Genomic DNA, 25,789 nt, shown 5'->3' on the forward strand with positions numbered 1-25,789 from the left:
GCATGCTTGTGGAGTCAGCCTGACTATAGCAAACAGACCAGGCAAGAACATCAGCAGCAATTTATTTTGCCATGCGCTTCACACAATTCTTTCTCTATTTAATTCAAGTGGACTCATTCCAGTTCATATTAATTTGATGATGTGTTTTGCCAGTATTTAGGCTGAACTGGAACTTAACTAAGAAAATAATAAAGACTGTTCAGCTTGCTTGATTAAAGCTGAATAAAACAAATTAATGTTCAATCCATGTCGCCACCATATTGACAATTATTGAGGTGTGGTGAGGCCGATATATGACCCGTACATCGCACCGAGTGAGGCGGTGAATTTTGTGGGTCAAATGACACTCTCCTGCATCAGGTTGCTGCCGACAACCACAAAAAGCCTCTCAGGAGGCGATGGCGCTGTCGCGGGCCGCATCCTGGCCTCTCTCACGGGCGGCGAGTGCAGGGTGCTCTCCTCCCACCATGTCGTTGAAGCCCCCCATCGGGGTCTCCATCAGTGCGGGGCTGTCCGTGGGCGTCCGGCCCCCAGGGGGGAGCCAAACAGAGGCAGGCCCTGCTCGTCCCAGTGAAAGGGTTGCATGTGTATCTCGCGGTTCCAGCCTGCCCCCTTGAACTTGGCGGCGTGATAGATCAGCCAGGGCTGTCCCGCGCCATCGGCAAAGAAGCCGTTATGGCCGGGACCATAGACGTCCACCGCCTCATGCTTGCTGAAGACGGGTTCCGGCCGCTTGCGCCAGTGTGCCGGGTTCATCGGATCCTCCCCCTCCAGCGTCAGCAGGCCGAGGCAATAATCGTCCGTCCAGCTGCCGCTGGCGGAGTAGACGAGGAAGAGGCGCCCTTCCGGGCCCAGCAGGACTTGCGGGGCCTCATTGACCTGGGGCGTGCCGATGCGCTCCCACGCCAGCTCGGGGCGGGAAATCTCGACCCGCGCTCCTGCCAGTCGCCAGGGGGAGCTCATCCTGGCGATGTAGATGCGCTGCTGCTCGTTGACGTCCCCCTCCCAGCCCGACCAGATGAAATAGCGCTGGCCCTCGTATTCCAGCACTGTGCCATCGATGGCCCACTTGTCGCTGGCATCGGAGATCTTGCCGGCGTCGGTATCTTGCGGGAAGGCGTAGCTGCCGAACGGGTCGTCCCCCTCGGATTGCAGCACGTACATGCGCTGCCGGGCCATGTCCCCTGCCGAGGCGGCGAAATAGAGGTACCAGCGGCCGTCGAGCCGGTGCAGCTCGGGCGCCCAGATGTGGGAGCCGTTGACGGCACCCTGAGCCGGCATCCAGACCACCTTGCGCTCGGCATGCTCAAGGTCGGCGATATCTCTGGTTCGCCATAGGGTGATGTCGTTGCCGGTTGTCTGGGTGTAGTAGTAAAAGCCGTCGTCATGGCGCACGACCCAGGGGTCTGCGCCATCACTCAGGATGGGATTGGTAAACGTCGAACCGGCCTGTGCTGGCATGATGGCTCCCACCAGGATGAACAGAGTGAACAGGATGCGAAACATGGCTGATGCTCCATGACGGGGCGAGGCTTGCCCGCCCCTCGGCTCAACGCCGCAGGCTCTGTCCCTGCTCGCCGAAGAGGTGGACGTATTCGAGGGCGACGGTGAGGGAGACGGCCTCGTCGCACGCGGGCACCCGCCGATCCGTGTTGACCTTGGCCAGCAGCAGTCGCTCCAGACCCTCGCACTTGATGTGCAGGATGGCGGAATCGCCGAGGTTCTCTACCAGAGAGACCCGACCCTGGAGATGGGCGCCCGACGCCCCCTCTGCACCGACCAGCAGATGTTCGGGGCGGATCCCCAGCTTGATGCTGTGCTGGCCGGTGCAGTCGAACGAGGACTCAGGCACGGCCAGCGCGATCCCTCTGCCCGCTGTCAGCTGCCAGTGTTTCCCCTCTGCTCCCGCCAGTTTGCAGGTCAGCAGGTTCATTTTTGGCATGCCGAGGAAGGTGGCCACGAACTCGGTGGCGGGGCGCTGGTAGAGCTCCAGCGGTGAACCCACCTGCTCGATGTGTCCCTTGTTGAAGACCACGATCCTGTCCCCCAGGGTCATCGCCTCCACCTGATCGTGCGTCACGTAAATCATGGTGGTGCCGAGCTTCTGGTGCAGGCGCGCCAGCTCGGTGCGCATCTGTCCGCGCAGGGCCGCATCCAGGTTGGAGAGCGGCTCGTCGAACAGGAAGACGTCGGGTTCGCGCACTATGGCACGACCGATGGCAACCCGCTGACGCTGGCCCCCCGAGAGCTCGGCGGGCTTGCGATCCAGCAGGTGGGCCAGTTGCAGGGTCTCCGCCACCCGGTTCACCTTGGTGGCGATCTCCGCCTTTGGCGTGCCGTTGAACAGCAGGGAGAAGCCCATGTTCTCGGCCACCGTCAGGTGGGGGTAGAGCGCATAGGACTGGAACACCATGGCGACCCCCCGCCTGGCGGCATCCAGATCGTTGGCGCGCTTGTTGCCGATGTGCAGATCCCCTTCGGAGATCGCCTCCAGCCCGGCGATCATGCGCAGCAGGGTGGATTTGCCGCAGCCGGAGGGGCCGACGAAGACGACGAATTCCCCCTGCTTTATTTCCAGATCCACGCCGTGGATGACGGCATTGCCGTTGGGATAGGTCTTCTTGATGTTGTTAAGCAATACGCAGGACATATGAATGTTCTCTCACGAGGGCCCGTGCTGGCCGTAAAACAAGGGGCTCGCCTCGGCGGGCCCGTGAATGGTCAACCCTTGAGACCGGTGGCAGCGAGGAAGCCCGATGCGACTCGTTTCTGGAATATGACGTAGAGGATGGCGACCGGCAGGCCACCTATCAGGGCGGAGGCCATGTTCTGGGCATAGCGCACCCCGTAGGTGTCGTTGAGCTGGGTCAGGCCGATGGGGATGGTCATGTTCTCGGTGGAGCTCACCACCAGGAACGGCCAGAGGAAGTTGTTCCAGGCCCCCATGAAGGTGATGATCGCCATGGCATAGATGATGTTTCGAGACAGGGGCAGATAAACGCGCAGCAGCACCTGCCACTCCCGTGCGCCATCCAGGATGGCCGCCTCGCGAAAGTCCTTTGGGATCTGATCGAAGAAGCGCTTGAGCACGAACAGCACCATGGGCGACACCACCTGGGGCAGGATCACGCCCCCGAGGGAGTCCGCCAGTCCGAGGTGATAAATCTGGCGGAAGAGCGGGATCACCAGGGCCTCGAACGGGAAGATGATGCCGAACATGCAGCACCAGAACAGCAGGTTTGCCCCCCGAAAGCGGAGCTGGGAGAAGCTGTAGGCGGCCAGCACTGTGACGGACAGCGTCAGCACTGTGACCGCCAGCGAGGTGAACACGCTGTTCATGAAGAAGATGGGCAGATCCCCCAGGGTCAGCACCTTGATGAAGGCATCGAGGGTGACGGGGTCGGGCAACCACTGCAGCCCGGCGACGGTCTGCTCCTCCGGGCGCAGCGCAGTGCTGATGGCCCACAGCAGCGGGGCGCCCCACAACAGGCAGAGCAGCAGGGTCAATGAGATGGCCAGCAAGGCGGTAAATGTCAGTTTGCTCTTCATCTTAGCCTCGACGATTGATGAATCTATTAGCCAGGGATTGCAGCACCAGAATGAGCAAGACGATCAGCACGAAGACCACGGCGATGGCCGAGGCATAGCCGGCGTTCTGGTTGACGAACCCGGTCTCGTACATGTAGTGCAGAACGACCTTGGTGCTGTCGAAGGGGCCGCCGCCAGTCAGCAGGTAGGTCTGGCCGAAGATCTTCAGGGAGGCCACCAGTTGCAGGCCGAAGACCATGACGGTCACGGGGCGCAGCTGGCGCCAGGTGATGTAACGGAAGATCCCCCACTCCGAGGCGCCGTCGAGCCGGGCCGCCTCGTAGAGGTCCTGCGGGATGTTCTTGAGCGCCGCGAGGAACAACAGCACGTTGAAGCCGACGGTCCACCAGATGGTCGCCATCGCGACCATGGGCATGGCGAAGTCCGGGTCGTTGAACCAGGCGATCTCGGTGCCCGCGATCAGGTTGACCACCCCAAAGGTGGGGTGCAGCATCCATCCACCGATCATCGCCATGACGGCGATAGGCAAGATATTGGGGATGAAGAAGATGGCCTGCACCAGGCCGGCGAAGCGGGTGAGCCGGTTGATCAGCATCGCCATCACCAGCCCCAGGGCGGTCAGGGGGACCACGGTGAGCAGGGCGAAGTAGGCGGTTTGCAGCAGTGAATCCCAGAAGCTCGGGTCTTGCAGCAGTTCCACATAGTTGGCAAGGCCAACATAGCCGTGGGTCTCGGTCAGCCCGCTGTCGGTAAAGCTCAACTGCAACGTTTGCAGGGCCGGAATGACAAAGAAGAGCAAAAAGGCGAGCAGGAAGGGGGCCAGCATGAGCCAGGGCGTCATGAGGGCCCCCAAGCTGCCGGCGGGGGTTCTGGTAGTGTCTTTATGATCCATGTCTGCGATCGAACCTGGAATGGGAGAAACGGAGGGGCAGGGGGTGACCCTCTGCCCCGGGGTCATTAACGGGCCGGGCGGCTCATGAACTTGCCTGCGTCGCGCTCGAACATCTGCAGTGCCTTTTCGGTGGGCAGCTGACCGGTCAGGGCCGCAGGGAAGTACTTGGAGGCGGTGGCCTGCAGGGGGCCTGCGGCTCCGCTGTACCAGCCGTCCGGGTCATAGACGATGTGGCTGGCGGTGTCGCTGACATAGTCGGCGAGCAGCGGCATCTCCTTGAACTCCTTGGTCTCCACTACCGGTTCATAGGCCGGGATATGGCCACCCTCGGCCCAGGTGATGGCGTGCTGGTTGATGTAGGTGGCGAACCGGGCGACCCCTTTCATCTTCTCGGCCGAGATGGGCTTGCCCTTGTTGTTCGGAATGGCGAGCGCATGGGAGTCGGCCCAGGCCGCCTGCACGCCGTTGAAGAAGGAGGGCAGCGAAGCCACCCCCACCTCGAAGCCGAGCCTGCCGCCCTTCATGCCGTCGTTGACGGAGGGCAGCTCCCAGACGCCGTTGAGCATGAAGGCGGATTTGCCCGTCATGAATTCGGTGGTGGAAGAGGCGTAATCCAGCCCCTTGGTGGCGTAGCCGTCGGCATACCACCTGGCCATGGCCTCCATGGCCTTCTGGCCCGCCTCACCGTAGACGAACTTGTTGTTCTCTATGGTCTTGCCCCCCTGCTGGGTGATCATGGATAGCCAGAGGCGGTACGGCATATAGGACATGGGAGAGGTCTCCATGCTCAGCCCCATGGCGCCCTGATCTTTGACGCTCTTGAGCGCCGCGTCGAACTGTGCCAGCGAGGTGATGGGCTTGAGCTTGCCCTGCTCGTCCAGCAGGCCGGCCTTGGCCGCGATGGACTTGTTGTAGTAGAGCACCAGGGCATGGGTATCGATGGGCAGCGCATAGGTCTTGCCATCGACGTTCGATTGTTTCCAGAGCAGCGGGAACAGCTTGCCGCTGTCATAGCCGGCGGCCTGCATCGCCTGTGCCGTGATGGGCTCCAGGCCCTGGGTCTGGGTGAGGCCGGAGATCTTGGAGAGGTGGATGGTGGCCATGTCCGGGCCGCTACCCATGGCTGAGGCGGTCTTGAGCTTGGTGTAGAAGGGTTCGCCCCAGTTCAGGGTGGTGGTCTCTATTCTGTAGTCGCCCTGGCTGGCGTTGAAACCGTCGACCAGCTGTTTCATGCGGGCGCCGTCGCCGCCGTTGAGCAGGGTCCAGTATTGCAGTGTGGTCTGCGCCAGGGTGACGGGAGAGAGCGTCGCGCCCGCGACCAGCAATGCCAGCAGCTTTATCTTTTTCATCATTTGACCTCTATGCGTAGGGTGAGGCGATGCCTGGTGGATCGCCCCGGAAGGTTTTTTTATTCGTCGGTCAGGGACCGGATCAGGGCAACTTCGCGTCCGTCATAAGGGGAGCCATCCGCCTCGAGCAGGTCGTGGAACCAGGTGTCCGCATACTCTGGGAGTTCGCGCTGGATATTGGGCCAGGGCAGATGGGTCTGGGTTTTCCCCTTGACCAGCCCCCACTGGTAGCAGGCGATTTTCCGTTCCTTGAAGAGGGGCAGTTGTTCATGCATGAAGGACTGTGCGTGGCGAGCGAGCCATTCGGTGCAGAGCAGGGGGCGATCATAGGCCGCGACTATTGCCAGGCTCTTTTCCAGCAGCGCCAGTGGCTGATAGGCATGGAAACTGATCACGTCTGACAGCTCCATGGCCCGGATGTCGGTGGGATGGGCAAAGATGGGCTCATCCGGGCTGAAGTGGTTGGCGGCATGCCAGGCACAGACGGTGAGCGGCTGGCTGGGATCCGCTTCGCGTGCCCAGGTGAAGGCCAGCTCCATCAGATGGTGGCTGTAGGGCTCCATGGCCGGATCGAACTCTTCAGACAGACCGGGGCCGCGGAAGATGCCGCGATTGGTCGGCTCGTTGTAGAGGTCCCACACCAGGATGCGATCGTCCTTGGCAAAGGTGGCGACGATGTCCTTGATATAACGCCCAATCTCATGCCACTGCGTAATATCCATGACGACGTTGCGCCCGGGGCTTGCCGCCGCCTGGCTGTTGTGCAGCTGCTCGACAGGTCCTTTCTGCGGGCCAAGGTAGGGATGATCGCCGGAGAAACCGCAATCATCCATGGGGGTCAGCATGACGCCGATCCCTTCTGCGGCCGCAGCCGCGAGGAAACTGTCGATGCGGGCGATCAGGCCATCCCTGTCTGCCTGCCAGACGATGAAGGGCAGGTTGGTGCGCAGGGTGTTGTAGCCCACCTCTCTGGCCCAGGCCAGCTCCTGCCTGATGGTCGGGAGATCGAAGGTGTCCCGTTGCCACATCTCCGTCCAGTTGACGGCGGTTCTGGGCAAGTAATTGAACCCTCTCAACCAGGGTTGCCTGCTCCACCATTGCCAGGCCCGGTCTGTGGACCACTGTTGTACCGCCATCGAGACTCCCCATTGCTAATCTTTGCTTTTGATTAGCTAATTTTTATTAGCTAATCATGTTGATGGCAAAGGATGAAGGGTGAAATTTGGTGGCTGGTCACAAAATGAGCCTGAGCAGGGCTCATTCCAATCTCTGGTTTCGCCGTCGCGGTTCACCGCACGGCACCTGTCGAGTGAACGGTGCAAGCCGCACGACGCCATGGTGAGGGCGATAACTTGGCTGGCTCCCCCCTGTCCCCTGGGTTATGATTGGCGAGAAAAAATAACTAATAATATTATCTGGGCGACAGGGACAGCCCGTAATCAATGGCCATATCGATGAACAAGAAACGCATAACCATGAGTGCCATCGCCGCCGCGGCGGGCGTCTCCCAATCCACCGTCTCCTTGGTGCTCAATGGCTCTACCGCGGTGAAGCTCTCCGAAGAGACGAGGCGTCGGGTGATCGAGAAGGCGTCCGAGTTGGGCTACCAGCACAAGCGGGTGGAGCATCAGCCCAAGGGTCCGGCTCCTCGCAAGATTGCCTTTGTATTCAACGGGCTCACCCTCTATGACCCCTTCCTGGATGCGATCAATGCCTGCAATGAACGCGCCTGGGAGGCCGATCGCATGCTGGTGACCTTCGATTATCGCAACAGCCGGGATCTCACCGAGCTGATCGAGCAGGAGATCAATCAGGGAGACTATATGGGGATGATCTTTGCTTCCTCGATGACGCGGCAGCTCCCCGAGATGGAGCTTTCTCCCCAGGTGCCCACCGTCCTGCTCAACTGCTATCTGGAGGCATCAGGCTCACCCGATCGCCCCTCCATCCTGCCTGCCGACAAGCTCGGGGGATACAAGATGACGGCACACCTGTTGGCGCAGGGCTGCCGGCGGATCGCGCTGATTCAGGGAGAACCCTGGATGGAGGCCAACAACCTGCGGCTGGAGGGGTATCGCCAGGCGCTGATCAATCATGACGTGATCCCGGACCCACAACTGGTGCGCGTCGCTAACTGGTCCTTGCACGAGGCCTATGAGCAGACGCGGCAGTTGCTGGCGCTCCCCCAGGCACCCGACGGTATCTTCTGCTGCAGCGACTACATGGCGCAGGGCTGTTATCAGGCCATTGCGGAGGCAGGGTTACGCATTCCGGAAGATATCCTGGTGGCTGGTCACGATAATCAGATGCTGGCCAACGAGATGGTCCCCCCGCTGAGCTCCATCGAGCTGCCCTACGACGAAATGGGCAAGCTGGCGGTGGAGACCCTGATGCAGCTGGCGCAGGGGGAGAGACCGATTGCCCCCGTGATGAAGCTGGAGGGGGAGCTCTTTATCCGGACATCCAGCCAGCGGTTGGTGCATGAGTCGTGAGAGGGGGCGTGGCGTTTGTCTGGGATTGGCACCACGGCATGGGATTGAGATAAAGACTTTTCTCTCTCCCCTCTAAAGCACGCCGTCGCCCTCCTGAGTCAGCGTCATCGCCTATCTGGCATCCGCCCGCTGCAGCCGCATGCTCGGCGTCTCGCCGGAGACTCGCTGGAAGAGCTGGCTGCCGGGAGTGCCCGGAACAGCCAGTCGTCAAGGCGCCCTGTCCGCAGGCGGGAAGCGGCTGGTCGGCTGGAGCTTCACATTCCGGATGGTGGGCGCGACCAGATGAGCCCGTTCTTTTCCATCGGAACCTCAGGTACGCGACTCGTTGCGCAGCTTGAGCAGCAGCACAGTGCTGGCCAGCGCCAGCGTGATGCTGTTTGCGATGGTGACCGGTCTATCGCCAATCTTCAGACCGTACACCAGCCACAGCAGCACGCCACAGCCGAAGGCGAGATACATGCCGAGGGAGATGGCCTTGGTCTCCCGGGTTTTCAGGATGTGGACAACTTGCAGGGCAAAGGAGCCTGTGGTGAGAAAGGCGGCGCACAGGCCGAGATAGGCATCATCCAGCCAGAGCACCAGACCCCCCAGGGAGAGTGACAGGGCGATGGCTCCGGGCCAGAACAGGGGCGGCATAATCAGGTTCCTCGATAGCGATGGGGGCGGTGATGGCCGGAGGGCGGGCCAGATGATGATCCGGCCCGCCGCATCTTTGTATTGTCCGGTTAAATAGCGTTGGTGGAGCGCCACTTCAGCAGGGCATGACGGACCTTCGCATGCTTTTCTTCGGTGAAGTTGTAACGGGTCATGATGATGACGCGCATGACGCTGCCCACGATCGGCACCAGCGAGATGCAGATGAAGAGCCCGTCCATGGTGGCCTGCGTCTGCGCCATGTTCGGCTGATAACCGAGCCAGATCAGCAGGGAGCCGGAGATGCCGCCCGCGATGGCCCAGGCCAGTTTGCCGGTAAAGGTCTGCCCGGAGAAGGCGATGGCGGCGCAGCGGCGGCCGGACTTGAGCTCGGCATATTCGATGGTCTCGCTCAGCATGGCGGAGATCAGCGGGTTGGTGATGACGTTGGCGGCGTGGATCAGGGCGAGGAAGCCGAACACCAGCATCAGGTTGTCGTAACCCGTCGTGTAGAAGCCGACGCGCAGGGCGATCTCCAGCATGGTGAGCATCAGGAAGAGATCGCGCTTCCTGAAGCGCTTGGTCAACACCGGCACCAGCATGCAGGCCATGGAGGTGGCCACGCCTATGGTCCCCATCACAGAGAGCAGCCCGGCGTCACCCATGTTGTAGGTGAAGAAGAAGATGTAGAGCCCGGTCGCCAGGTTGAAGAAGACGTTGCAGAAGAAGGAGCCCAGCACATAGGCCAGCGGCTTGTTGGAGCGCAGGACGCGGAAGGAGTCCCGGATGGTGATCTTGTCATCCGGATTGGGCCTGACGCGCTCCTTCATCTGGCTGGCGCCGATCACCATCAGCGGCAGGGCGATCAGCATCAGGCAGATGGCGCCTTCCATGTAGCCCTTGGTGCTGCTGGTGGCGGCGAACAGCTCGGTGAGCTTGGGGAAGATGATGGAGGCCCCGCCGATGCCGATGTTGACCCCCAGCATGGCCACGGTCACGGCCTTGGCGCGCTCTTGCGGCTCCTGGCTCATGACAGACGACATGGTCCAGAACGGCACATCGGAGAGGGTGTAGATCATGCCCCAGGCGATATAGGTCACCGCCGCATAGGCCACCTTGGTCGCCATCGGCAGATCCATGCCGATGAAGCTGAGGGAGGTGACGCCCGCGATCAGGAAGGGCACGAACAGCATGTAGGGAGTGAATTTGCCGCGCTTGAAATTCAGCGTGTCCATGTAGCCGGCGATCAGGGGATCGTTGATGGCATCCCAAATACGGGCGACGAGGAAAATGGCCCCGGCCGCTGCGGGCGATATTCCAAGGATATCGGTGTAAAAATAGAGAATGAAGGAGCCCACCAGGCCGAAGCTCAGGCATTGCCCGACGGCGTAGCTAAAATATCCCGCCAGCTCTCTATTTTGTATCTTCTGGTCTGTCATCTGCCAACCTCTACGACATGAATGGGTTGCGAAGGGCGCCACCTCTGTGGCGTCCTGTTGGTGTTATGAGCGGGTCAATGTGCGGATAAGCGCCGTCTCGCTGGCGGAGTAGGGGGTGCCGTCCTCTTCCAGCAGGTCATGGAACCAGACCCGGCGAAAATCGGGGTCGATATTGCGGACGAAGGGCCAGGGCAGGTGGGTCTGGGTCTTGCCTTTCACCAGGCCCCACTGATAGGCGCCAATCTTCAGCTCCTTGAACAGGGGCAACTGCTGCTCCACCACACTGCCGACATGGCGTGCCAGCCACTCGGTGCAGAAGATCGGGCGGCGATAGCTGCCAACCACCTCCAGTGAGATCCTCAACCCCTCCATGCGCTGATAGGAGTGGAAGCTGATGACGTCAGACAGCTCCATGGCGCGCCGGTCGGTGGGGTGGGTGAAGGTGTTTTCCGGGGTAAATTCCGAGTCACCCTGACCGATGCTGTAGGGGGCGTGCCAGGCGCCGACGGTGAGCGGCTGGGTGGGGTTCTCCTCCCGCGCCCAGACGAACGCCAGCTCCATCAGATAGTGGGCGTAGGTCTCCAGCGCCTCGTCGAAGCGCACCTCCACATCGCCCTCCGCGAAGATGCCGCGGTTGGTCGGCTCATTGTAGAGATCCCAGATGAAGATCCGTTCGTCATTGGCGAAGGTACGCACCAGATCGCGGATGTAACGCTCCAGATCGCGCCATTGGGTCGGATCGATGACGACGTTGCGGCCGGGGCTCGCGGCCGCCTGGCTGTTGTGCACATCGTCCCGCGGCGGTTTCTGGCTGCCCAGATAGGGGTGATCGCCGGAGAAGCCGCAGTCATCCATCAGGGTCATCATCACGCGGATGCCGTGCTGGGCGCACAGGCCGAGGAACTGCTCGATGCGGGCGATCAGGCCGTCGCGGTCGTGCTGCCAGACGATAAACGGCAGGTTGGTGCGCAGGGTGTTGTAGCCCAGCTCGCTGGCCCAGCCCAGCTCCTGATCGATGGTGGCGGGATCGAAGGTCTCGGCCTGCCACATCTCGGTCCAGTTGACCGCGGTGCGGGGCAGATAGTTGAAGCCCAGCAGCCAGGGCTGCTCGTCATACCAGGCGTTGGCCTGCTCGATCGTCCATTGTTGTACCGCCATCGGAACCTCTCGCTAAAGTTTATTTTGATTAGCTAATTTTATTAGCTGGTTTTCGCGATGGCAAAGGAGGAAGGGCAGAAGTTGGTGCTCAGTCACAAAATGAGCTCCCCGGTTGCACTATCGCTTAGAGACGCGCGGTTCGCATCGATCCCGCGGTGATAAGCCACAGAAGTCGAGCACGAGGGGGATCACGCGGCAGGAGCCCCTGATCTTGCGGGTCATGACTGGTGAGAGAGAACAAACTAATAATATTAGCTGGCGGCAGGCTGCCAACGCCTATGGGAGATGGCAGCCTGCTGAGGGTACCTCATTCTGTGTTATAGCGGCGGCCTCTGGGTTTAGCTCCCCAGATACCAAGGCAACTCTGTCATACGCAGGTGGGTGCATCCAAAGGGGATCAGGGTGAGATCGGTCTCCTCGCCTCGCACCCTGATCGGACTCTGTGGCGGCTCGCCGGCCAGGCATGAGACGCTGGATTGCCAGTCGGGCAGGTGGATGGCCTTGACCTTCAGGGTGGCGGGAGGCTGTTCCCGGCTGAAGGGGACGGGGCCAGGGGTGCCCAGATGGACCTCTGCGCTGCCGGGATCGATGGCCCAGTTCCAGGGGGAGCCAGGGGTCACCTCGTAGTCACAGTGAGGTGGCTCGCGATGGGGCTTGTCCTCATTGATGCGTGTCCACCGTTCCTCCAGTGGCAAGGCATAGACGAGGGGGCCATGGCTCAGAACCAGGGCTCCGTTGTGGCGGGATTCCTGCTGCAACTGGAAGTCGAACTGGATGTCGATTCGCTGGGTGCCTTGCCAGGTCTGACGTAGCACGACGTCGCCGCATGCCCCGCTGCTCACGATCTCCCCATTCAACCTGATGGTGGTGTGTCGGGACCAGGACGGGATACGGAGTCGCAAGGCAAATTCGGCGCCGGATTCGCACTGCAGGCTGAGGCTCACCCCATCCGAGAAGGGATAATGGCTTTCGTTGCGCACGCTGACGCTGTGGCCCTTGAAACGGGTACTGAATTCGAGCGGTACGTATGAAACGGCCACCAACTCCTCCTCATTCTGGAGCCAGGCGTGCGCGGCGAACTTGGGCAGCCCCTGATGGTAGTTGGAGGTACAGCAGCCGAAATGGGGCATTAGGCCATAGGTATTGGCGTCCGGGTGGTTGGTGTTCCAGGGCATGGCCGGATCGACGACACAGGCGATCTGATTGACCTGCTGGTTGTACTGATGTGTCCACATGTCGCGGCTGAAGTAGGCCGGCAGGGCGTTGAAGGCGATCTTCTCGAGCCGGTCGGCAAAGCCGAGATCCCCGTAGATGGCGATGAGTTGCTCCAGGGAGTACATGTATTCCACCGCGGCGCAGAGTTCGGTACCGCGTGTCGGATGCTTGCCCGCCAGGCATTCATCGCCGGTGAAGGTGCCGACGGCGGTACCGTGGTAGCGATCCAACTGGGTGATGAAGTCGTAGGGGGTCTGCCGATCCCGCTCCTCCCCGGTCAGCTTCCAGACCAGGGCGTAGGCCTTGACCGCCATGGCGTTGTTGACGACGTGGCTCATGAAGTTCCAACCCCCCTTGGGGGTCGCCTCCTTGCAGGGCCAGGCGGCGATGAACCTCTGCCAGTTGAAACCCTGGGCCTCCAGCTTGACGCACAGATCGAGCAGCCACTGCTCGGGGCGACGCTCGTGGAGCCAGAAAATGGCGATGAAGGCCTCGAACCAGCGGGCCTGACCCCAATCGAACAGCGGCGTCCAGTTGATGGAGGCATCTATCTTGCGCAGCGCACGCTCGACGGCCCCTTCGACCCGTGAGTCTCCGGTGAATGCGTGATACTCGATCAGCATCTTCACGGCCAGGAACTGGGCCCAGATGTCATAGCTTTCCTTGGCCTCGGGGTTGACCGTGTTCGAGTCCCTGGGACCGAGCCAGCCATCTTCCTGCTGGTGGGTGAGGATGTAGTCGACATAGCCGGTGATGCGCTGTTGCAGGGCCTCGTCGCCGGTGAACCAGGCGAGCGGGATGGCACCGTCGAGCCAGTAGGGGGCCCGTTCCCATCCCTCGGATGCACCGCCGAACCAGGCGCTGTCCTGCACGTCTGGCCAGAATTGATCGAGGTGGCCGCTCATGCCGGCACACTGGATGGCCAACTGATCGCGCAGCCAGCCAAGCGGGCGCAACTGGGTCAGTGGCACGCGGGAGTAAGCATTGGGTTGGATCATGATCGCGTTCCTTAGGCAGCGGTGGTGTTGGTTTGGCTCTGACGGGACTGGGAGCCTTTGAAAAGCAGCATGAAGCTGGCGGCGACGATCAGGTTGAAGGCGGCAAACGCAATCATGATGCCGTTCCAATCGCGCAGGCCGTCATGGGTGAAGAAGGCATCGATCATCCAGCCGCTGACGAAACCGCCAAGGGTACCGCCGACTCCGATGATCATGACCTGCAGCAGGCCCTGTGCCGTGGCCTTCATGCCGTTGTCCACATTGGTCTCAAGGAACAGGGATCCCGCCAGGTTGAAGAAGTCGAAGGCAACCCCCCAGACCAGCATGGAGAGGATGATCATCCACCACAATTCCCCCGGGTTGCCGAAGCCGAGCAGCAGCCAGCGGGCGACCCAGGCGAACATGCTGATGAGCATGACGGTCTTGACGCTGTAGCGGGTCAGGAAGAAGGGGACCAGCAGCACGAAGAGCATTTCCGACATCTGACCGATGGAGACAATCACCGCCGGGTACTTGATCATGATGCTGTCGCCGTAGAGCGGGTTGCTGCCGAAGTCATGCAGGTAGGTACCGGCGTAGGCGTTGGACAGCTGCATGCTGACCCCGAGCAGGCCGGAGAAGACGAAGAAGGCGCCGAAGCGCTTGTCGGCGAACAGTTTGCCGAAGCTGAGGAACTGCTGGGCGATCGAACCCTGGCTGGCTCCGCTTGGACGGCACTGGGGCATGGTCATGACCAGGGCCGCAACGGCAAGAGAGGCGGCGGCGGAGATGTAGAACTGGATCGGCGAGGTTTCCAGACCGGAGAGGCTGGTCAGCCACATGCCGCCGGCGAATCCCAGGGTGCCGAATACCCGCAGCGGCGGGTACTCCTTGATGATGTTCATGCCGGACTGGGTCATGACTCCGAAGGAGACCGAGAAGGCGAGGGAGATGGTGGGGATGTAGCAGATCATGTTGACCAGCATCAGCCAGAACAGCTGTTGCGGCGTGTCGACCTGAGGCACCATCACCATGCACAGGGCACAGCCCAGTTGCAGCAGGGCATAGAGGCGTTCGGCGTTCATCCACTTGTCCGCCACTATGCCGGCCAGGGTCGGCATGAAGAGGGCGGCGATGCCTATGGTAGCGAAGATGCTGCCAAACTCGGCGGCGCTCCACTGCTTGGCGTGCAGGCAGTAGGCGCCGACGGAGATGAGCCAGCTCCCCCAGGCCAGGAACTGCAGGAATTGCAGTCCGGCAATCTTAATTTTCAGCGGTTTCATATCGTTATCCTTAAGTAAGGTAAAATATTATTTGTTGCTTGTTAAAAGGAGACCATAAATGTTCGCGTGCGATCGTATTGATGACGACGATGGTAGATGCATGGATCATCACCAACAAGGTGACAAAGAGGCACAAAAAGAGGACAAAACCGACCTGCCGTTGTGGAGTGTGAGCCTGGTCATGTAACGGATATGAGAAAGCCATATACTGAAAAAGTCTTGTGAGAGTTTTCGGGTGCAATATGAACCTCTGTTTTTATAATCCGGTCTGCGTCGAAAATGGCGGTTTTTTCATTTCAAATGGTAAAGGGCGCCATCCATCCCGTGTGATTGACTCTTACGAGCTTATTTTTGTCCATAGTGGTTGTTTAGCCATGAGGGAAGCTAATCAAAATTATTCGTTGGAACCGGGAAGTTTTTTATTGCTTCATCCCGGACTGCGTCATGAGGGGATAGCAGATTATGCGGCTGATCTTAAATTTTATTGGGTGCACTTTACATTGTCCCCGAGAAGAGATGCTACCTCGAATCACAGGTTTCATCTTGTTAAACAAGGGCTAACAAAGTCACTGGAACGGACGACAGAGTTGTTCAACTTTTTTCTACGTGAACAGGAAAATGAAAATGACAAGGAGTCTCTCGGTTTGGCTTTATTGTTGATATTGGAGCAACTTGGTAAAGCGAATCAAAAAGAACAACCCAAACAAGGGGCTCATCTGGCGTACCATGCAAAAATGTATATTACGGTGCATTATCGTGAGAAATTAACTCCGTCACTAGTTGCGTCGAAAATGCAATGTAATGTGGATTATCTTGGGCGCGTTTTTAAATCAGCATTTAATGTCACCTTGACACAATATATTCTGCAAAAGAAGTTGTCAGCGGCAAAAAAGATGTTGGTTGAGGGAAAACTCTCTATCAATGCTGTCGCAGCCATGCTGGGTTTTAGTGATGTCAGCTATTTTCGCCGAGTGTTTATAAAAAATGTCGGTGTGAAGCCGTTAGCATACAAAAAGCTTTATGCTATCAAACACACTAACTCAGAATGAAAACACCGTAACGCACGATTTTTATCTAATTTTACTGAGCACCGAACGATACTGATTGTACCGATCTGGTTATCACCCTGGCCTCAGAGCTGTGTCTTGTTTGTACAGTTCTAGTTATCACCTGACACCGGCCACAAACCGGTATCTTGTTTACGCTGCTTTAAGAGCGCACTCCTTCGGTATTCATTTCGGCCCCTTCTTGAACGTGCTGTAGGGTCTGTCCCTCCATCATTCTGTCCTGATGTGGCCGTTGGTTGTTGCAGTGCCCCAGGCATCTGTCCAGGTCTGTTTGTATCTGTTCCACCGACCCAATAGGGCGTCAGCGCTTCGGGGTTATGTCTGGTTGTGGCATGACAGATCCGGCCTAATTGATCACATCAGTGAGGAGAGTGCCGTGACAAGGTGAAGAGAGAACCCCAGCACGGTGGGCTCCACGGCAGAGGTTCTCACTTGGTCAATTCCAATGGGGGTTATTTGTCTGTCGGGATCAAGCGATACCGGGTCTGATGCCGATAGGTCTGACCGGGCAGCAGCCAGGGATCGCCGAGCTCGGGGCGGTTCGGGCTGTCCGGCAGTTGCTGCGCCTCGAGGCAGAGCCCCTGATAGTTCTGCCACTCGCCGCCGCCACGGGCCGGGGTGCCGGCCAGCCAGTTGCCAGTGTAGAGCTGCACGCCGGGCTGATCCGTGTACATCTCCAGGCAAAGGCGCTGGTCACCCGAGATCAGGGTCACGGCGGGCTCGTCCTGTGGCCCGTCCAGCAGGAAGCAGTGATCGTAGCCACGGCACCGCACCAGCTGTGGATGGTCCTGCCAATCGGCGCCGATGCGGCGGGTCTGGCGCAGATCGAAGGGGCCGTCCACCTCGGCCTTGCCGAGCGGGATCGAGCGTTCGTCGGTCGGCAGGTAGCGATCGGCGGCGATGCAGATGAGGTGGTCGCGCACGTCACCGCCATCCAGGTTGAAGTAGGCGTGGCTGGTGAGGTTGACCGGGGTCGGCGCATCCGTGGTGGCGGTCAGCTCGATCACCAGATCCAACTGCTCCAGCCGGTACTCCAGCTCCACTTCCAGATTGCCGGGGAAGCCCTGCTCGCCGTCGGCCAGCCGGGTGCGCAGGCGCAGGCGGTCGGCAGCCTGCTCGACCAGCTGCCACGTCCGGTTGTGCACCGAGTCGTGGCCCCCGTGCAGGCAGGTGGTGCCCTCGTTGGCGCTGAGGAGCCACTCCCGACCATCCCGTACCAGCCGGGAGCCGCCGATGCGGTTGGCGAAGCGGCCGACGATGGCGCCGAGATAGGCCTGCTGGCGCGGGTAGTCGGCGGGCTCGCAGGCCAGCGCCACGTTGCGATACTGGCCGTCGACGGTCAGGCCCAGTTCGGTGAGGGTGGCACCGAAGTCGAGCACGCGGGCCTTGAGGCCAGCCTTGTTTTGCAGATGGAACTCTTGCATCAGATGGCCCCCGCCCCGGTGTCGTTGCTGGGGCAGACGTTGTGGCCTGCCCTGATGATGGTGCCTGTGTTGAATGTGGTCATAGCTGGCCCGCCCCGGCGCTGGCACGACAGACGTAGCAGTCTGCCTTGAGGCCGAAGCGAGCCTGATACTCGGCCTCGACCGCCGCGATCGCCGCGGCCACCTTCTCCGGACGCAGCACGGCCACCACGCAGCCGCCGAAGCCGCCGCCCGTCATGCGCACGCCGCCCTCGCTGCCGATCTGGGCCTTGATGATCTCCACCAGGCCGTCGATGGCCGGCACGGTGATCTCGAAGTCATCGCGCATGGCGGCGTGGGACTGGCCCATCAGCTCGCCGAGGCGCACCAGATCGCCGGACTCCAGCGCATCGGCGGCGGCCAGGGTGCGGGCGTTCTCGCCGACCACGTGGCGGGCGCGGCGATAGCTCGCCTCGTCCAGCCCCGCCTTGCCGGCTTCCAGCGCGGCCAGATCGAGGTCGCGCAGCGCCTTGACGCCGTAGTGGCGGGCGGCGGCCTCGCACTGCTGGCGGCGGGTGTTGTATTCGCTGTCCACCAGGCCGCGGCGCACGTTGGAGTTGACGATCAGCACCGCCAGATTGCTCGGCATGGGGATGAGGCGGGTCTCCAGGGAGCGGCAGTCCAGCAGCAGGGCGTGATCCTTCTCGCCGCTCGCCGAGATCATCTGATCCATGATGCCGCAGTTGCAGCCGACGAACTGGTTCTCCGCCTGCTGGCCGTTCAGGGCGATCTCGGCCTGGCTGATGTCAAGTCCCAGTGCCTCCTTGAAGGCCTGGCCAATGGCCACCTCCAGGGAGGCGGAGGACGACAGCCCTGCCCCCTGGGGCACGTTGCCGGAGACCACCAGGTTGAGGCCGCGCAGGGCATGACCGCGCTCCTGCAGGCACTTCACCACGCCGCGGATGTAGTCGCTCCAGCGTTGATCCGGATGATGGGCGATGGGCTGGTCCAGGCTGAACAGATCGCGCTGGTTGCCGTAGTCGGCGGCGACCACCTGCACCAGGTTGTCGGTGCGGTGGCCGATGGCGACGCAGGTCTCGTAGTCGATGGCGCAGGGCAGCACGAAGCCGTCGTTGTAGTCGGTGTGCTCGCCGATGAGGTTGACGCGGCCTGGGGCTCGGACCAGCAGGTCGGGTTGTTGTTCAAACTGCTCGGCGAAGACGGCGCTGACGCGCTGGCTGGGGGTCATGGGGTCACCTCATTGGTTTTGTAATGAACGGGGGAGAGGGAGCGCAGGCGCTCGGCGGCCTGTTCCGGGGTCAGGTCTCGCTGGGTTTCGGCCAGCATCTCGAAGCCCACCATGAATTTGCGCACCGTGGCGGAGCGCAGCAGGGGCGGATAGAAGTGGGCGTGCAGCTGCCAGGCCTCGGGGCAGTCCGACTTGGGCGGCGCGAAGTGCCAGCCCATGGAGTAGGGGAAGCTGCACTCGAACAGGTTGTCGTAGCGGCTGGTCAGCTCCTTGAGCGCGATGGCCAGATCCTGCTGCAACTCCGGGGTGAGATTGAGCAGGGAGGGCACATGGCGCTTGGGCAGCAGCAGGGTCTCGAATGGCCAGGCGGCCCAGAACGGCACCACGGCCAGCCAGTGCTCGGTCTCCACCACGATGCGGGAGCGGTCTTTGAGCTCCCGCTCCACGTAGTCGACCAGCAGCGGGCGGCCGTGCTCGGCCAGCCAGGCGCGCTGGTGTTCCTCTTCCCGGGCGATCTCGTTGGGCAGGAAGTCGCTGCCCCACAGCTGGCCGTGGGGGTGGGGATTGGAGCAGCCCATGACGGCGCCCTTGTTCTCGAACACCTGCACCCATTCCCACTGGGCTGACAGCTCGGCCACCTGGCTCATCCAGGTGGTGATCACCGCCTCGATGGCGGGCAGTTCCAGCTCGGGGAGGGTCTTGCCGTGGTCCGGCGAGAAGCAGATGACCCGGCTGGTGCCGCGGGCGGCCTCCAGCTTCAGCAGGGGATCCTGCTCGCCGGCGGCGGCCGGGGTGTCCTGCATCAAGGCGGCGAAGTCGTTGGTAAAGACGAAGGTGCCCCGATAGTCGGGGTTCATGTCGCCGGTGACGCGCTTGTTGCCCGCGCAGAGGAAGCAGTCGGGATCGTGGGCCAGGCTCGGCGCCTGGCTCACCTTCTCGACCTGGCCCTGCCAGGGGCGCTTGGCCCTGTGGGGGGAGACCAGCACATACTGGCCGGTCAGCGGGTTGAAACGGCGGTGGGGGTGATCAACGGGGTTGAACATCATCACTCCAGTCAATGAGTTGGGAGAATCGTCATGGAGAGGCCGGGGGCCTACTCCTCGTAACCGTTCGGGTTGGCGGACTGCCAGCGCCAGCTGTCGGCGCACATGGCCGCGAGATCCCGGCTGGCGTGCCAGCCCAGCTCACGCTCGGCCTTGGCCGGGTCTGCCCAGCACTCGGCGATGTCGCCGGGGCGCCTTGGCTCGATGCGATAGGGCAGGGGGCGGCCGCTGGCCGCCTCGAACGCCGCCACCATCTGCAGCACGCTCTGGCCCTGGCCGGTGCCCAGGTTGTAGGCATGGACGCCGCCCTTGTGGGTGCAATGCTGCAGCGCCTTGACGTGGCCCTCGGCGAGATCCATCACGTGGATGTAGTCGCGTACCCCTGTGCCATCCGGGGTTTTGTAATCGTTTCCAAAGACCGAGAGGCAGTCGCGGCGACCGATGGCGACCTGGGTCAGAAAGGGCATGAGGTTGTTCGGGATGCCCTGGGGATCCTCTCCCAGGGTGCCGGACTCGTGGGCGCCGACCGGGTTGAAGTAGCGCAGCAGGGTCATGCTCCAGTGGGGCTCGGCAGCCTGCAGATCCTCGAGGATCTCCTCGATGATCAGCTTGGATCGCCCATAGGGATTGGTGGCGCTGCGGGGGAAGTCTTCGCGGATGGGCACGCTTGCCGGGTCGCCGTAGACGGTGGCCGAGGAGCTGAACACCAGGTTGTGGACCCCGGCGCGTTTCATGGCCTGCAGCAGCACCAGGGTGCCGCCGAGGTTGTTGTCGTAGTAGTCGAGGGGAATGCGGGTCGACTCGCCGACCGCCTTGAGGGCGGCGAAGTGGATCACGGCCCCTATCTCCTGCTCGGCGAAGATGCGATCCAGCAGGGCCGGGTCGCGGATGTCCCCCTGGTAGAACGCGGGCGCCTGCCCGCTGATGGCGGCGATGCGCGTCAGCACGCCGGTCTTGCTGTTGCACAGGTTGTCCACCACCACGGGCTCCATGCCTGCGGCCTGCAAGGCCAGGCAGGTGTGGCTGCCGATATAGCCGCAACCGCCGGTGACCAGTACTTTCATCCTCTTCTCCACCCTTGGATCCTCACACAGGAAAGTCTGAGAAGGAGTCTAGCCGAGGGCTTGGAAGGTAAACTGTGATCCGGTTAACGGTTTTGTGTAAACGATTACACTTGTTTTTGTCGTCACAAATGCCGTGGGATGACTTTTTCCCCTGTTATCAGGGACATTGCCCGGTATAATGCGTCATATCGAACCGTGAAATAAGTGAAAACAGCATGAGCACCATCAAGGATGTCGCCCGTTTGGCCAATGTGTCGGTGGCAACGGTTTCACGGGTGATGAACAATTCACCCAAGGCCAGCGCCGCCTCCCGCGAGGTGGTGCTGAAGGCCATGGCCGAACTGGGCTACACCCCCAACGCCAACGCCCGGGCCCTGGTCAGCCAGACCTGCGACACCATGGGGGTGGTGGTGGGCGACGTGGCCGATCCCTTCTTCGGTGCCCTGGTCAAGGGGGTGGCGACGGTGGCGGTCGAGCAGGGGTTGCACCTCCTGATGGGTAATGGTTTTCACCGAGCCCAGCAGGAGCGGGCAGCGATCGAGCTGCTGATCGGCAAGCGTTGCGAGGCGCTGGTGGTGCACAGCAAGGCGCTCGGTGACGAGGAACTCATCGACTATGCCCTGCGGGCCCCCGGCATGGTGCTGATCAACCGCGACATCCCGAGCCTGCGGGGGCGCTGCATCGCCCTCAACAACCGTCAGGGGGCCGCGACCGCGACCCGCCATCTGCTGGAGCTGGGCCATCGCCACATCGCCTTCCTGAGCTCGGATCACGCCATCGAGGATGCCTTGCTGCGCCATCAAGGCTATCAGGACGCCCTGGCCGAGGCGGGATTGAGCGCCGATCCCGAGCTGGTGGAGAGCGGCATGCCCAATGAGGAGGGTGGGGAGCGCGCCATGCTCAACCTGCTGGCCAAGGGGCTGCCCATCACGGCGGTGGTGGCCTACAACGATGCCATGGCGGCGGGGGCCATCTCGGTGCTGGCGGACAACGGCTTCAAGGTGCCGGAGGAGGTCTCGGTGGTGGGGTTCGATGACATCATCTATGCCAGATACTTGCGGCCCAAGCTCTCCACCATGCGCTATCCCATCGAGCTGATGGCGGCGCAGGCGGCCAAGCTGGCATTGCAGCTCGCCGCGGGGGAGAGCGAGTCGGTGCAGAGCCGCATCTACACTCCGACCCTGATCAACCGTCACTCGGTCGCCCCCGTCAGGCCCTGATCCTTCCCGCCCATTTCACCTGTGACGGGGCCGTCCCCTGCGTCTGCACCAGCGCAGGCGGGGGCTGACTCCTCCATCCCGCGTCCATCGCTGCGTCCGGGCTGCGACAGCTCTCACCGCGGCGACAGCGCTTTGGCGCGCCTAAGATGGGGTCACAGCCGCCATCTACCCTAGTCTCTGCGCCATCATCAGCATCGCTGAACCCTCAGGGCCGGGTGCGCTTCTATGCCGTCTCCGGCCCGTGGAACCGCGGCTGCATGGGCTTCCACCCCTGCCAGCCAGCGCCCTGGCCCCGCCGTGTGCCAGCGAAGCCTGTGCACCTGCGGTACGCCACTCGGCCCGACTGGCTGCCGACGCCCCGGTGTGGCGGCCCTTTACCCCTATTTATCCGATTTTTACTCCGCTTTACTTAACAAAATAAGTGTAATCGTTTACATCTGTGTGAGCGAGATCGCCGATCGCCGGTCAAAACTTCCCTACACTGCAATGGTTTTCAGCGCTCATGCAGGGAGAGAGAAGCATGCTCAGGGAGATAGTGGCCCGTCAGGACTGGCAGACCCAGGCGATTACGTCGGTGAATCGTCTGCCCACCCATACCCCCTTGTCCAGTTGGCGCAGCGAGGCCGAGGCGCGAGTCGGGCTTCCTTCGCCTTCCCGCATGCTGCTCGACGGCGAGTGGCGTTTTTCTTTCTTCGGTGCCCCCGAGCAGGTGCCCGAGCGCTGGGTGAACGAGGATCTGCCCGACGCGACGGCCATCCGGGTACCCGGCAACTGGCAGCTGGATGCGGCCTACCCAGGGTTGCGGCCTGCGACCGACGTGCCCATCTACACCAACATCAAGTATCCCTTCCCCTGCGATCCGCCCAGGGTGCCCGCCGAGAATCCCACCGGCTGCTACTCTCGCGAGTTCGCACTGCCCGCCGACTGGCTGGCCGGCGGCCAGACCCGAGTCATCTTCGACGGGGTGGACAGTGCCTTCCACCTGTTCTGCAACGGCCGCTGGGTCGGCTACTCCCAGGACAGCCGGCTGCCCGCCGAATTCGATCTGAGCCCCTTCCTTCAGGCCGGATCCAACCGGCTCGCCGCCCTGGTGCTGCGCTGGTCCGACGGCTCCTATCTGGAGGATCAGGACATGTGGCGCATGAGCGGCATCTTCCGCTCCGTGAGCCTGCTGCACAAACCGGCCCGTCATCTGATGGATATCCGGGTGACGCCCGAGCTTGACGCCTGCTACCGGGATGCCCGCCTCAAGGTCGATCTGCAGGTCAATGAGGGCAGCGGCCTGGCGGTGGAGGCCAGGCTCTATTTCGGTGAGACGCTGATCGCCGAGCGACGCCAGCCGCTCGGCACCGGCGCCATCGACGAAAAAGGGGTTTACGACGACCGTGCCGAGCTGTGGCTGGCGGTGGCGGCGCCACACAAGTGGAGCGCCGAGACGCCCCATCTTTATCGTCTGACCCTGACCCTGCTGGACGAGCAGGGGGCGCCCATCGAGAGCGAGGCTTATGACGTGGGCTTTCGTGCGGTGGAGATCCGTGGCGGCCTGCTGCGGGTCAACGGCCAACCCCTGGTGATCCGCGGCGCCAACCGCCACGAGCACCATCCCGCCACGGGACACGCGGTTACGCCTGCCGACATGGAGCAGGATCTGCTGCTGATGAAGCGGCACAACTTCAACGCGGTGCGCTGCTCCCACTATCCCAACCACCCCGAGCTCTATCGCCTGTGCGACCGGCTGGGCCTCTACGTGGTGGACGAGGCGAACCTGGAGACTCACGGCATGACCCCCATGGGGCGGCTGGCGCGGGATCCCGCCTGGAGCACCGCCTTCCTCGAGCGGGTCACTCGCATGGTGGCCCGGGACTTCAACCACCCCAGCATCATCATCTGGTCCCTGGGCAACGAGTCCGGCTACGGCCCGGCCCACGACGCCATGTATCGCTGGGTCAAGGGGAGCGATCCGAGCCGCCCCGTGCAGTACGAGGGGGGCGGGGCCGACACCCCGGCCACCGACATCATCTGCCCCATGTATGCCCGCACCCACCAGGATCAACCCTTCCCGGCGGTGCCCAAGTGGGCGCTCGGCAAGTGGATCGGCCTGCCAGGAGAGACCCGGCCGCTGATCCTGTGCGAGTACGCCCACGCCATGGGCAACAGCCTGGGGGGGTATGCCCACTACTGGCAGGCGTTTCGCGATCATCCCCGCCTGCAGGGCGGCTTCGTCTGGGATTGGGTGGATCAGGGGCTGGACAAGCAGACAGACGAGGGTCGCCACTTCTGGGCCTACGGCGGCGACTTCGGCGACGCCCCGAACGATCGCCAGTTCTGCTGCAACGGCCTGCTGTTCCCGGATCGCACCCCCCATCCCTCCCTGTTCGAGGCCAAGCGGGCCCAGCAGCCGTTCGCGCTGACGCTGATCGAGCGGCAGCCGCTGACGGTGGTGATCCACAGCGAATATCTGTTCCGCCCCACGGACAACGAAGTCTTGCGGTGGCGGCTGTGCGAGGACGGCGTGGCGTTGAGCCAGGGAGAATGCCTGCTCGACCTGGCGCCCCAGGCCAGCGTGACGCTGACCCTGCTGGATCGGCTGCCGGCCTTCACGGCAGGCTCCCTCGCCTGGCTGGAGCTCGCCATAGTGCAGCCGGCCGCCACCCCCTGGGCCGGGGCGGGCCACGAGGTGGCACGCCAGCAATTCATGCTGCCCACGCCGCTGGCGCTGCCCGGCCTCTCTGCCCCCGCCAGCTTGCAAGAGCAATCCGATCGATGGCTGGTCACGGCGGGTGGCACCGAATGGCGGTTGGACAAGGCCAGCGGCCGCATCCTGAGCTGGCGCAAGCGGGGACGCGAACAGTTGCGGGAGGCGATCTGCGATCACTTCTACCGGGCGCCGCTCGACAATGACATTGGCACCAGCGAGGCGGATCACGCCGATCCCAATGCCTGGATTGCCCGCTGGCAGGAGGCCGGACTGAACGATTTGAGCCATCGCTGCCTCGGCCTGGAGGCGAACCCGGCGCAGGGGCTAGTCACGGTACGCCACGGCTACTTCGTGGGCGACGAGCCGAAGGTGCTGACCCGCTGGCACCACAGGTTTGGTGATGATGGCGCCATGGCGCTGGAGATCGAGGTGGAGATCGCTGCCGACATGCCCTCCCTGCCCCGCATCGGGGCCAGGCTCTGGCTGGCCGACGAGGTCGCCGGGAATGGCGAGGTGAGCTGGCTGGGGCGCGGCCCCCACGAGAACTACCCGGACCGCCTGCTGGCCGCCGACCTCGGTCGCTGGCAGTCGTCGCTCGATGCGCTGCACACCGCGTATGTGTTCCCGACCGACAACGGCCTGCGCTGCGATACCCGCCAGCTGCGGCTGGGAGAGCTGGAGGTGGAGGGGCACTTCCACTTCAGCGTCAGCCGTTACAGCCAGCAACAGCTCGCCCTGGCGCGTCACCAGACCGATCTGGTGGCCGAAGGGGGAGTGCACCTCTGCCTCGATGGCTTCCACATGGGGGTGGGAGGCGATGACTCCTGGAGCCAGAGCGTGCGGCCAGAATTCTGGTTGTTGCCGGGAAGTTACAGCTGGCACTGCATTTTGCGCTAGATGGGCTAGTCTTTCATGGAGAGGCCTCGAAAGAGGCCTTAACTTACATAACTATTTAATTTTTAACAATATTGCTTCTATGTAACAGAGTGTAAACGTTTTCATTTTGTTGCCATGATCACAGACCGTCACACAACAAACTGATTACATTAGGCTGGCGC

The 25,789-nt window shown here is 62.0% G+C and carries 19 protein-coding genes and 1 pseudogene; 4 read left to right on the forward strand and 16 right to left on the reverse strand.

Translation table 11 applies throughout. From position 1 onward, the window contains the following. Window positions 1-498 precede the first annotated feature (498 nt). From I6L39_RS07540 to I6L39_RS07565, 6 genes are all read right to left on the reverse strand, one after another. Complete coding sequence (locus tag I6L39_RS07540) at window positions 499-1,506, reverse strand: family 43 glycosylhydrolase (RefSeq protein WP_216991459.1); 1,008 nt, start codon at window positions 1,504-1,506, stop codon at window positions 499-501. A 43-nt stretch (window positions 1,507-1,549) separates the two neighbouring features. Continuing rightward, a complete protein-coding gene (locus I6L39_RS07545) occupies window positions 1,550-2,650 on the reverse strand; it encodes an ABC transporter ATP-binding protein (protein ID WP_216991460.1) in 1,101 nt (366 codons plus the stop codon). A 71-nt stretch (window positions 2,651-2,721) separates the two neighbouring features. Then, entirely contained in the window at window positions 2,722-3,549 is an 828-nt protein-coding gene (locus tag I6L39_RS07550; RefSeq protein ID WP_042078745.1) for a carbohydrate ABC transporter permease, read from the reverse strand. Window position 3,550: 1 nt separating this feature from the next. Then, window positions 3,551-4,390: a carbohydrate ABC transporter permease gene (locus I6L39_RS07555; protein ID WP_254203751.1), complete on the reverse strand. Its 840-nt coding sequence runs from the start codon at window positions 4,388-4,390 to the stop codon at window positions 3,551-3,553. 116 nt (window positions 4,391-4,506) lie between these two features. Continuing rightward, the gene (locus tag I6L39_RS07560) at window positions 4,507-5,793 is read right to left on the reverse strand and encodes an extracellular solute-binding protein (protein WP_254203753.1); all 1,287 of its coding nucleotides are present in this window, start codon (window positions 5,791-5,793) and stop codon (window positions 4,507-4,509) included. 56 nt (window positions 5,794-5,849) lie between these two features. Beyond that, a complete protein-coding gene (locus I6L39_RS07565) occupies window positions 5,850-6,848 on the reverse strand; it encodes a cellulase family glycosylhydrolase (RefSeq protein ID WP_254203754.1) in 999 nt (332 codons plus the stop codon). Window positions 6,849-7,244: 396 nt separating this feature from the next. On the opposite strand from I6L39_RS07565, the gene I6L39_RS07570 reads away from it, so the two are divergent. Continuing rightward, on the forward strand, window positions 7,245-8,282 hold the full coding sequence (locus I6L39_RS07570) for a LacI family DNA-binding transcriptional regulator (protein ID WP_042078747.1): 1,038 nt from the start codon (window positions 7,245-7,247) through the stop codon (window positions 8,280-8,282). Between the two features lie 309 nt (window positions 8,283-8,591). Here the strand turns inward: I6L39_RS07570 and I6L39_RS07575 are convergent, their stop codons facing one another. The 5 genes from I6L39_RS07575 to I6L39_RS07595 form a co-directional block, all read right to left on the reverse strand. Further along, window positions 8,592-8,918: a SemiSWEET family sugar transporter gene (locus I6L39_RS07575; protein WP_084203018.1), complete on the reverse strand. Its 327-nt coding sequence runs from the start codon at window positions 8,916-8,918 to the stop codon at window positions 8,592-8,594. An 89-nt stretch (window positions 8,919-9,007) separates the two neighbouring features. Then, window positions 9,008-10,354, reverse strand: a complete 1,347-nt coding sequence (locus I6L39_RS07580) for an MFS transporter (RefSeq protein ID WP_216991463.1) — start codon at window positions 10,352-10,354, stop codon at window positions 9,008-9,010. A gap of 63 nt (window positions 10,355-10,417) precedes the next feature. Then, entirely contained in the window at window positions 10,418-11,512 is a 1,095-nt protein-coding gene (locus tag I6L39_RS07585) for a cellulase family glycosylhydrolase (RefSeq protein WP_254203756.1), read from the reverse strand. Between the two features lie 338 nt (window positions 11,513-11,850). Then, entirely contained in the window at window positions 11,851-13,725 is a 1,875-nt protein-coding gene (locus I6L39_RS07590; RefSeq protein ID WP_209794319.1) for a beta-L-arabinofuranosidase domain-containing protein, read from the reverse strand. A gap of 11 nt (window positions 13,726-13,736) precedes the next feature. Continuing rightward, on the reverse strand, window positions 13,737-14,987 hold the full coding sequence (locus tag I6L39_RS07595) for an MFS transporter (protein WP_216991464.1): 1,251 nt from the start codon (window positions 14,985-14,987) through the stop codon (window positions 13,737-13,739). Between the two features lie 242 nt (window positions 14,988-15,229). Between I6L39_RS07595 and I6L39_RS07600 the strand changes: the two genes are divergently transcribed. After that, a complete protein-coding gene (locus I6L39_RS07600) occupies window positions 15,230-16,036 on the forward strand; it encodes an AraC family transcriptional regulator (RefSeq protein ID WP_209794316.1) in 807 nt (268 codons plus the stop codon). A gap of 183 nt (window positions 16,037-16,219) precedes the next feature. Here I6L39_RS07600 and I6L39_RS07605 read toward each other — a convergent pair. The 5 genes and pseudogenes from I6L39_RS07605 to galE all read right to left on the reverse strand — a co-directional run. After that, a pseudogene (locus I6L39_RS07605) lies at window positions 16,220-16,343 on the reverse strand (IS481 family transposase); the annotation flags it as partial. Window positions 16,344-16,506: 163 nt separating this feature from the next. Further along, entirely contained in the window at window positions 16,507-17,478 is a 972-nt protein-coding gene (locus I6L39_RS07610) for an aldose epimerase family protein (RefSeq protein WP_216991465.1), read from the reverse strand. A 79-nt stretch (window positions 17,479-17,557) separates the two neighbouring features. Next, on the reverse strand, window positions 17,558-18,706 hold the full coding sequence (gene galK, locus I6L39_RS07615) for a galactokinase (RefSeq protein ID WP_216991466.1): 1,149 nt from the start codon (window positions 18,704-18,706) through the stop codon (window positions 17,558-17,560). Further along, a complete protein-coding gene (locus I6L39_RS07620; RefSeq protein WP_216991467.1) occupies window positions 18,703-19,749 on the reverse strand; it encodes a UDP-glucose--hexose-1-phosphate uridylyltransferase in 1,047 nt (348 codons plus the stop codon). Before I6L39_RS07620 ends, galK begins: the two co-directional genes overlap by 4 nt. Before the next feature lie 50 nt (window positions 19,750-19,799). Further along, on the reverse strand, window positions 19,800-20,813 hold the full coding sequence (galE, locus tag I6L39_RS07625) for a UDP-glucose 4-epimerase GalE (protein WP_042078754.1): 1,014 nt from the start codon (window positions 20,811-20,813) through the stop codon (window positions 19,800-19,802). Window positions 20,814-21,028: 215 nt separating this feature from the next. Between galE and I6L39_RS07630 the strand changes: the two genes are divergently transcribed. Next, window positions 21,029-22,033 (forward strand): substrate-binding domain-containing protein, encoded by a 1,005-nt coding sequence (locus tag I6L39_RS07630; protein WP_216991468.1) that lies wholly within the window; start codon window positions 21,029-21,031, stop codon window positions 22,031-22,033. Between the two features lie 520 nt (window positions 22,034-22,553). Further along, window positions 22,554-25,628: a beta-galactosidase gene (locus tag I6L39_RS07635; protein WP_216991469.1), complete on the forward strand. Its 3,075-nt coding sequence runs from the start codon at window positions 22,554-22,556 to the stop codon at window positions 25,626-25,628. Window positions 25,629-25,789 lie beyond the last annotated feature (161 nt).

Source organism: Aeromonas sp. FDAARGOS 1409 (genome assembly GCF_019048705.1).
GTDB classification, from domain to species: domain Bacteria; phylum Pseudomonadota; class Gammaproteobacteria; order Enterobacterales; family Aeromonadaceae; genus Aeromonas; species Aeromonas sanarellii.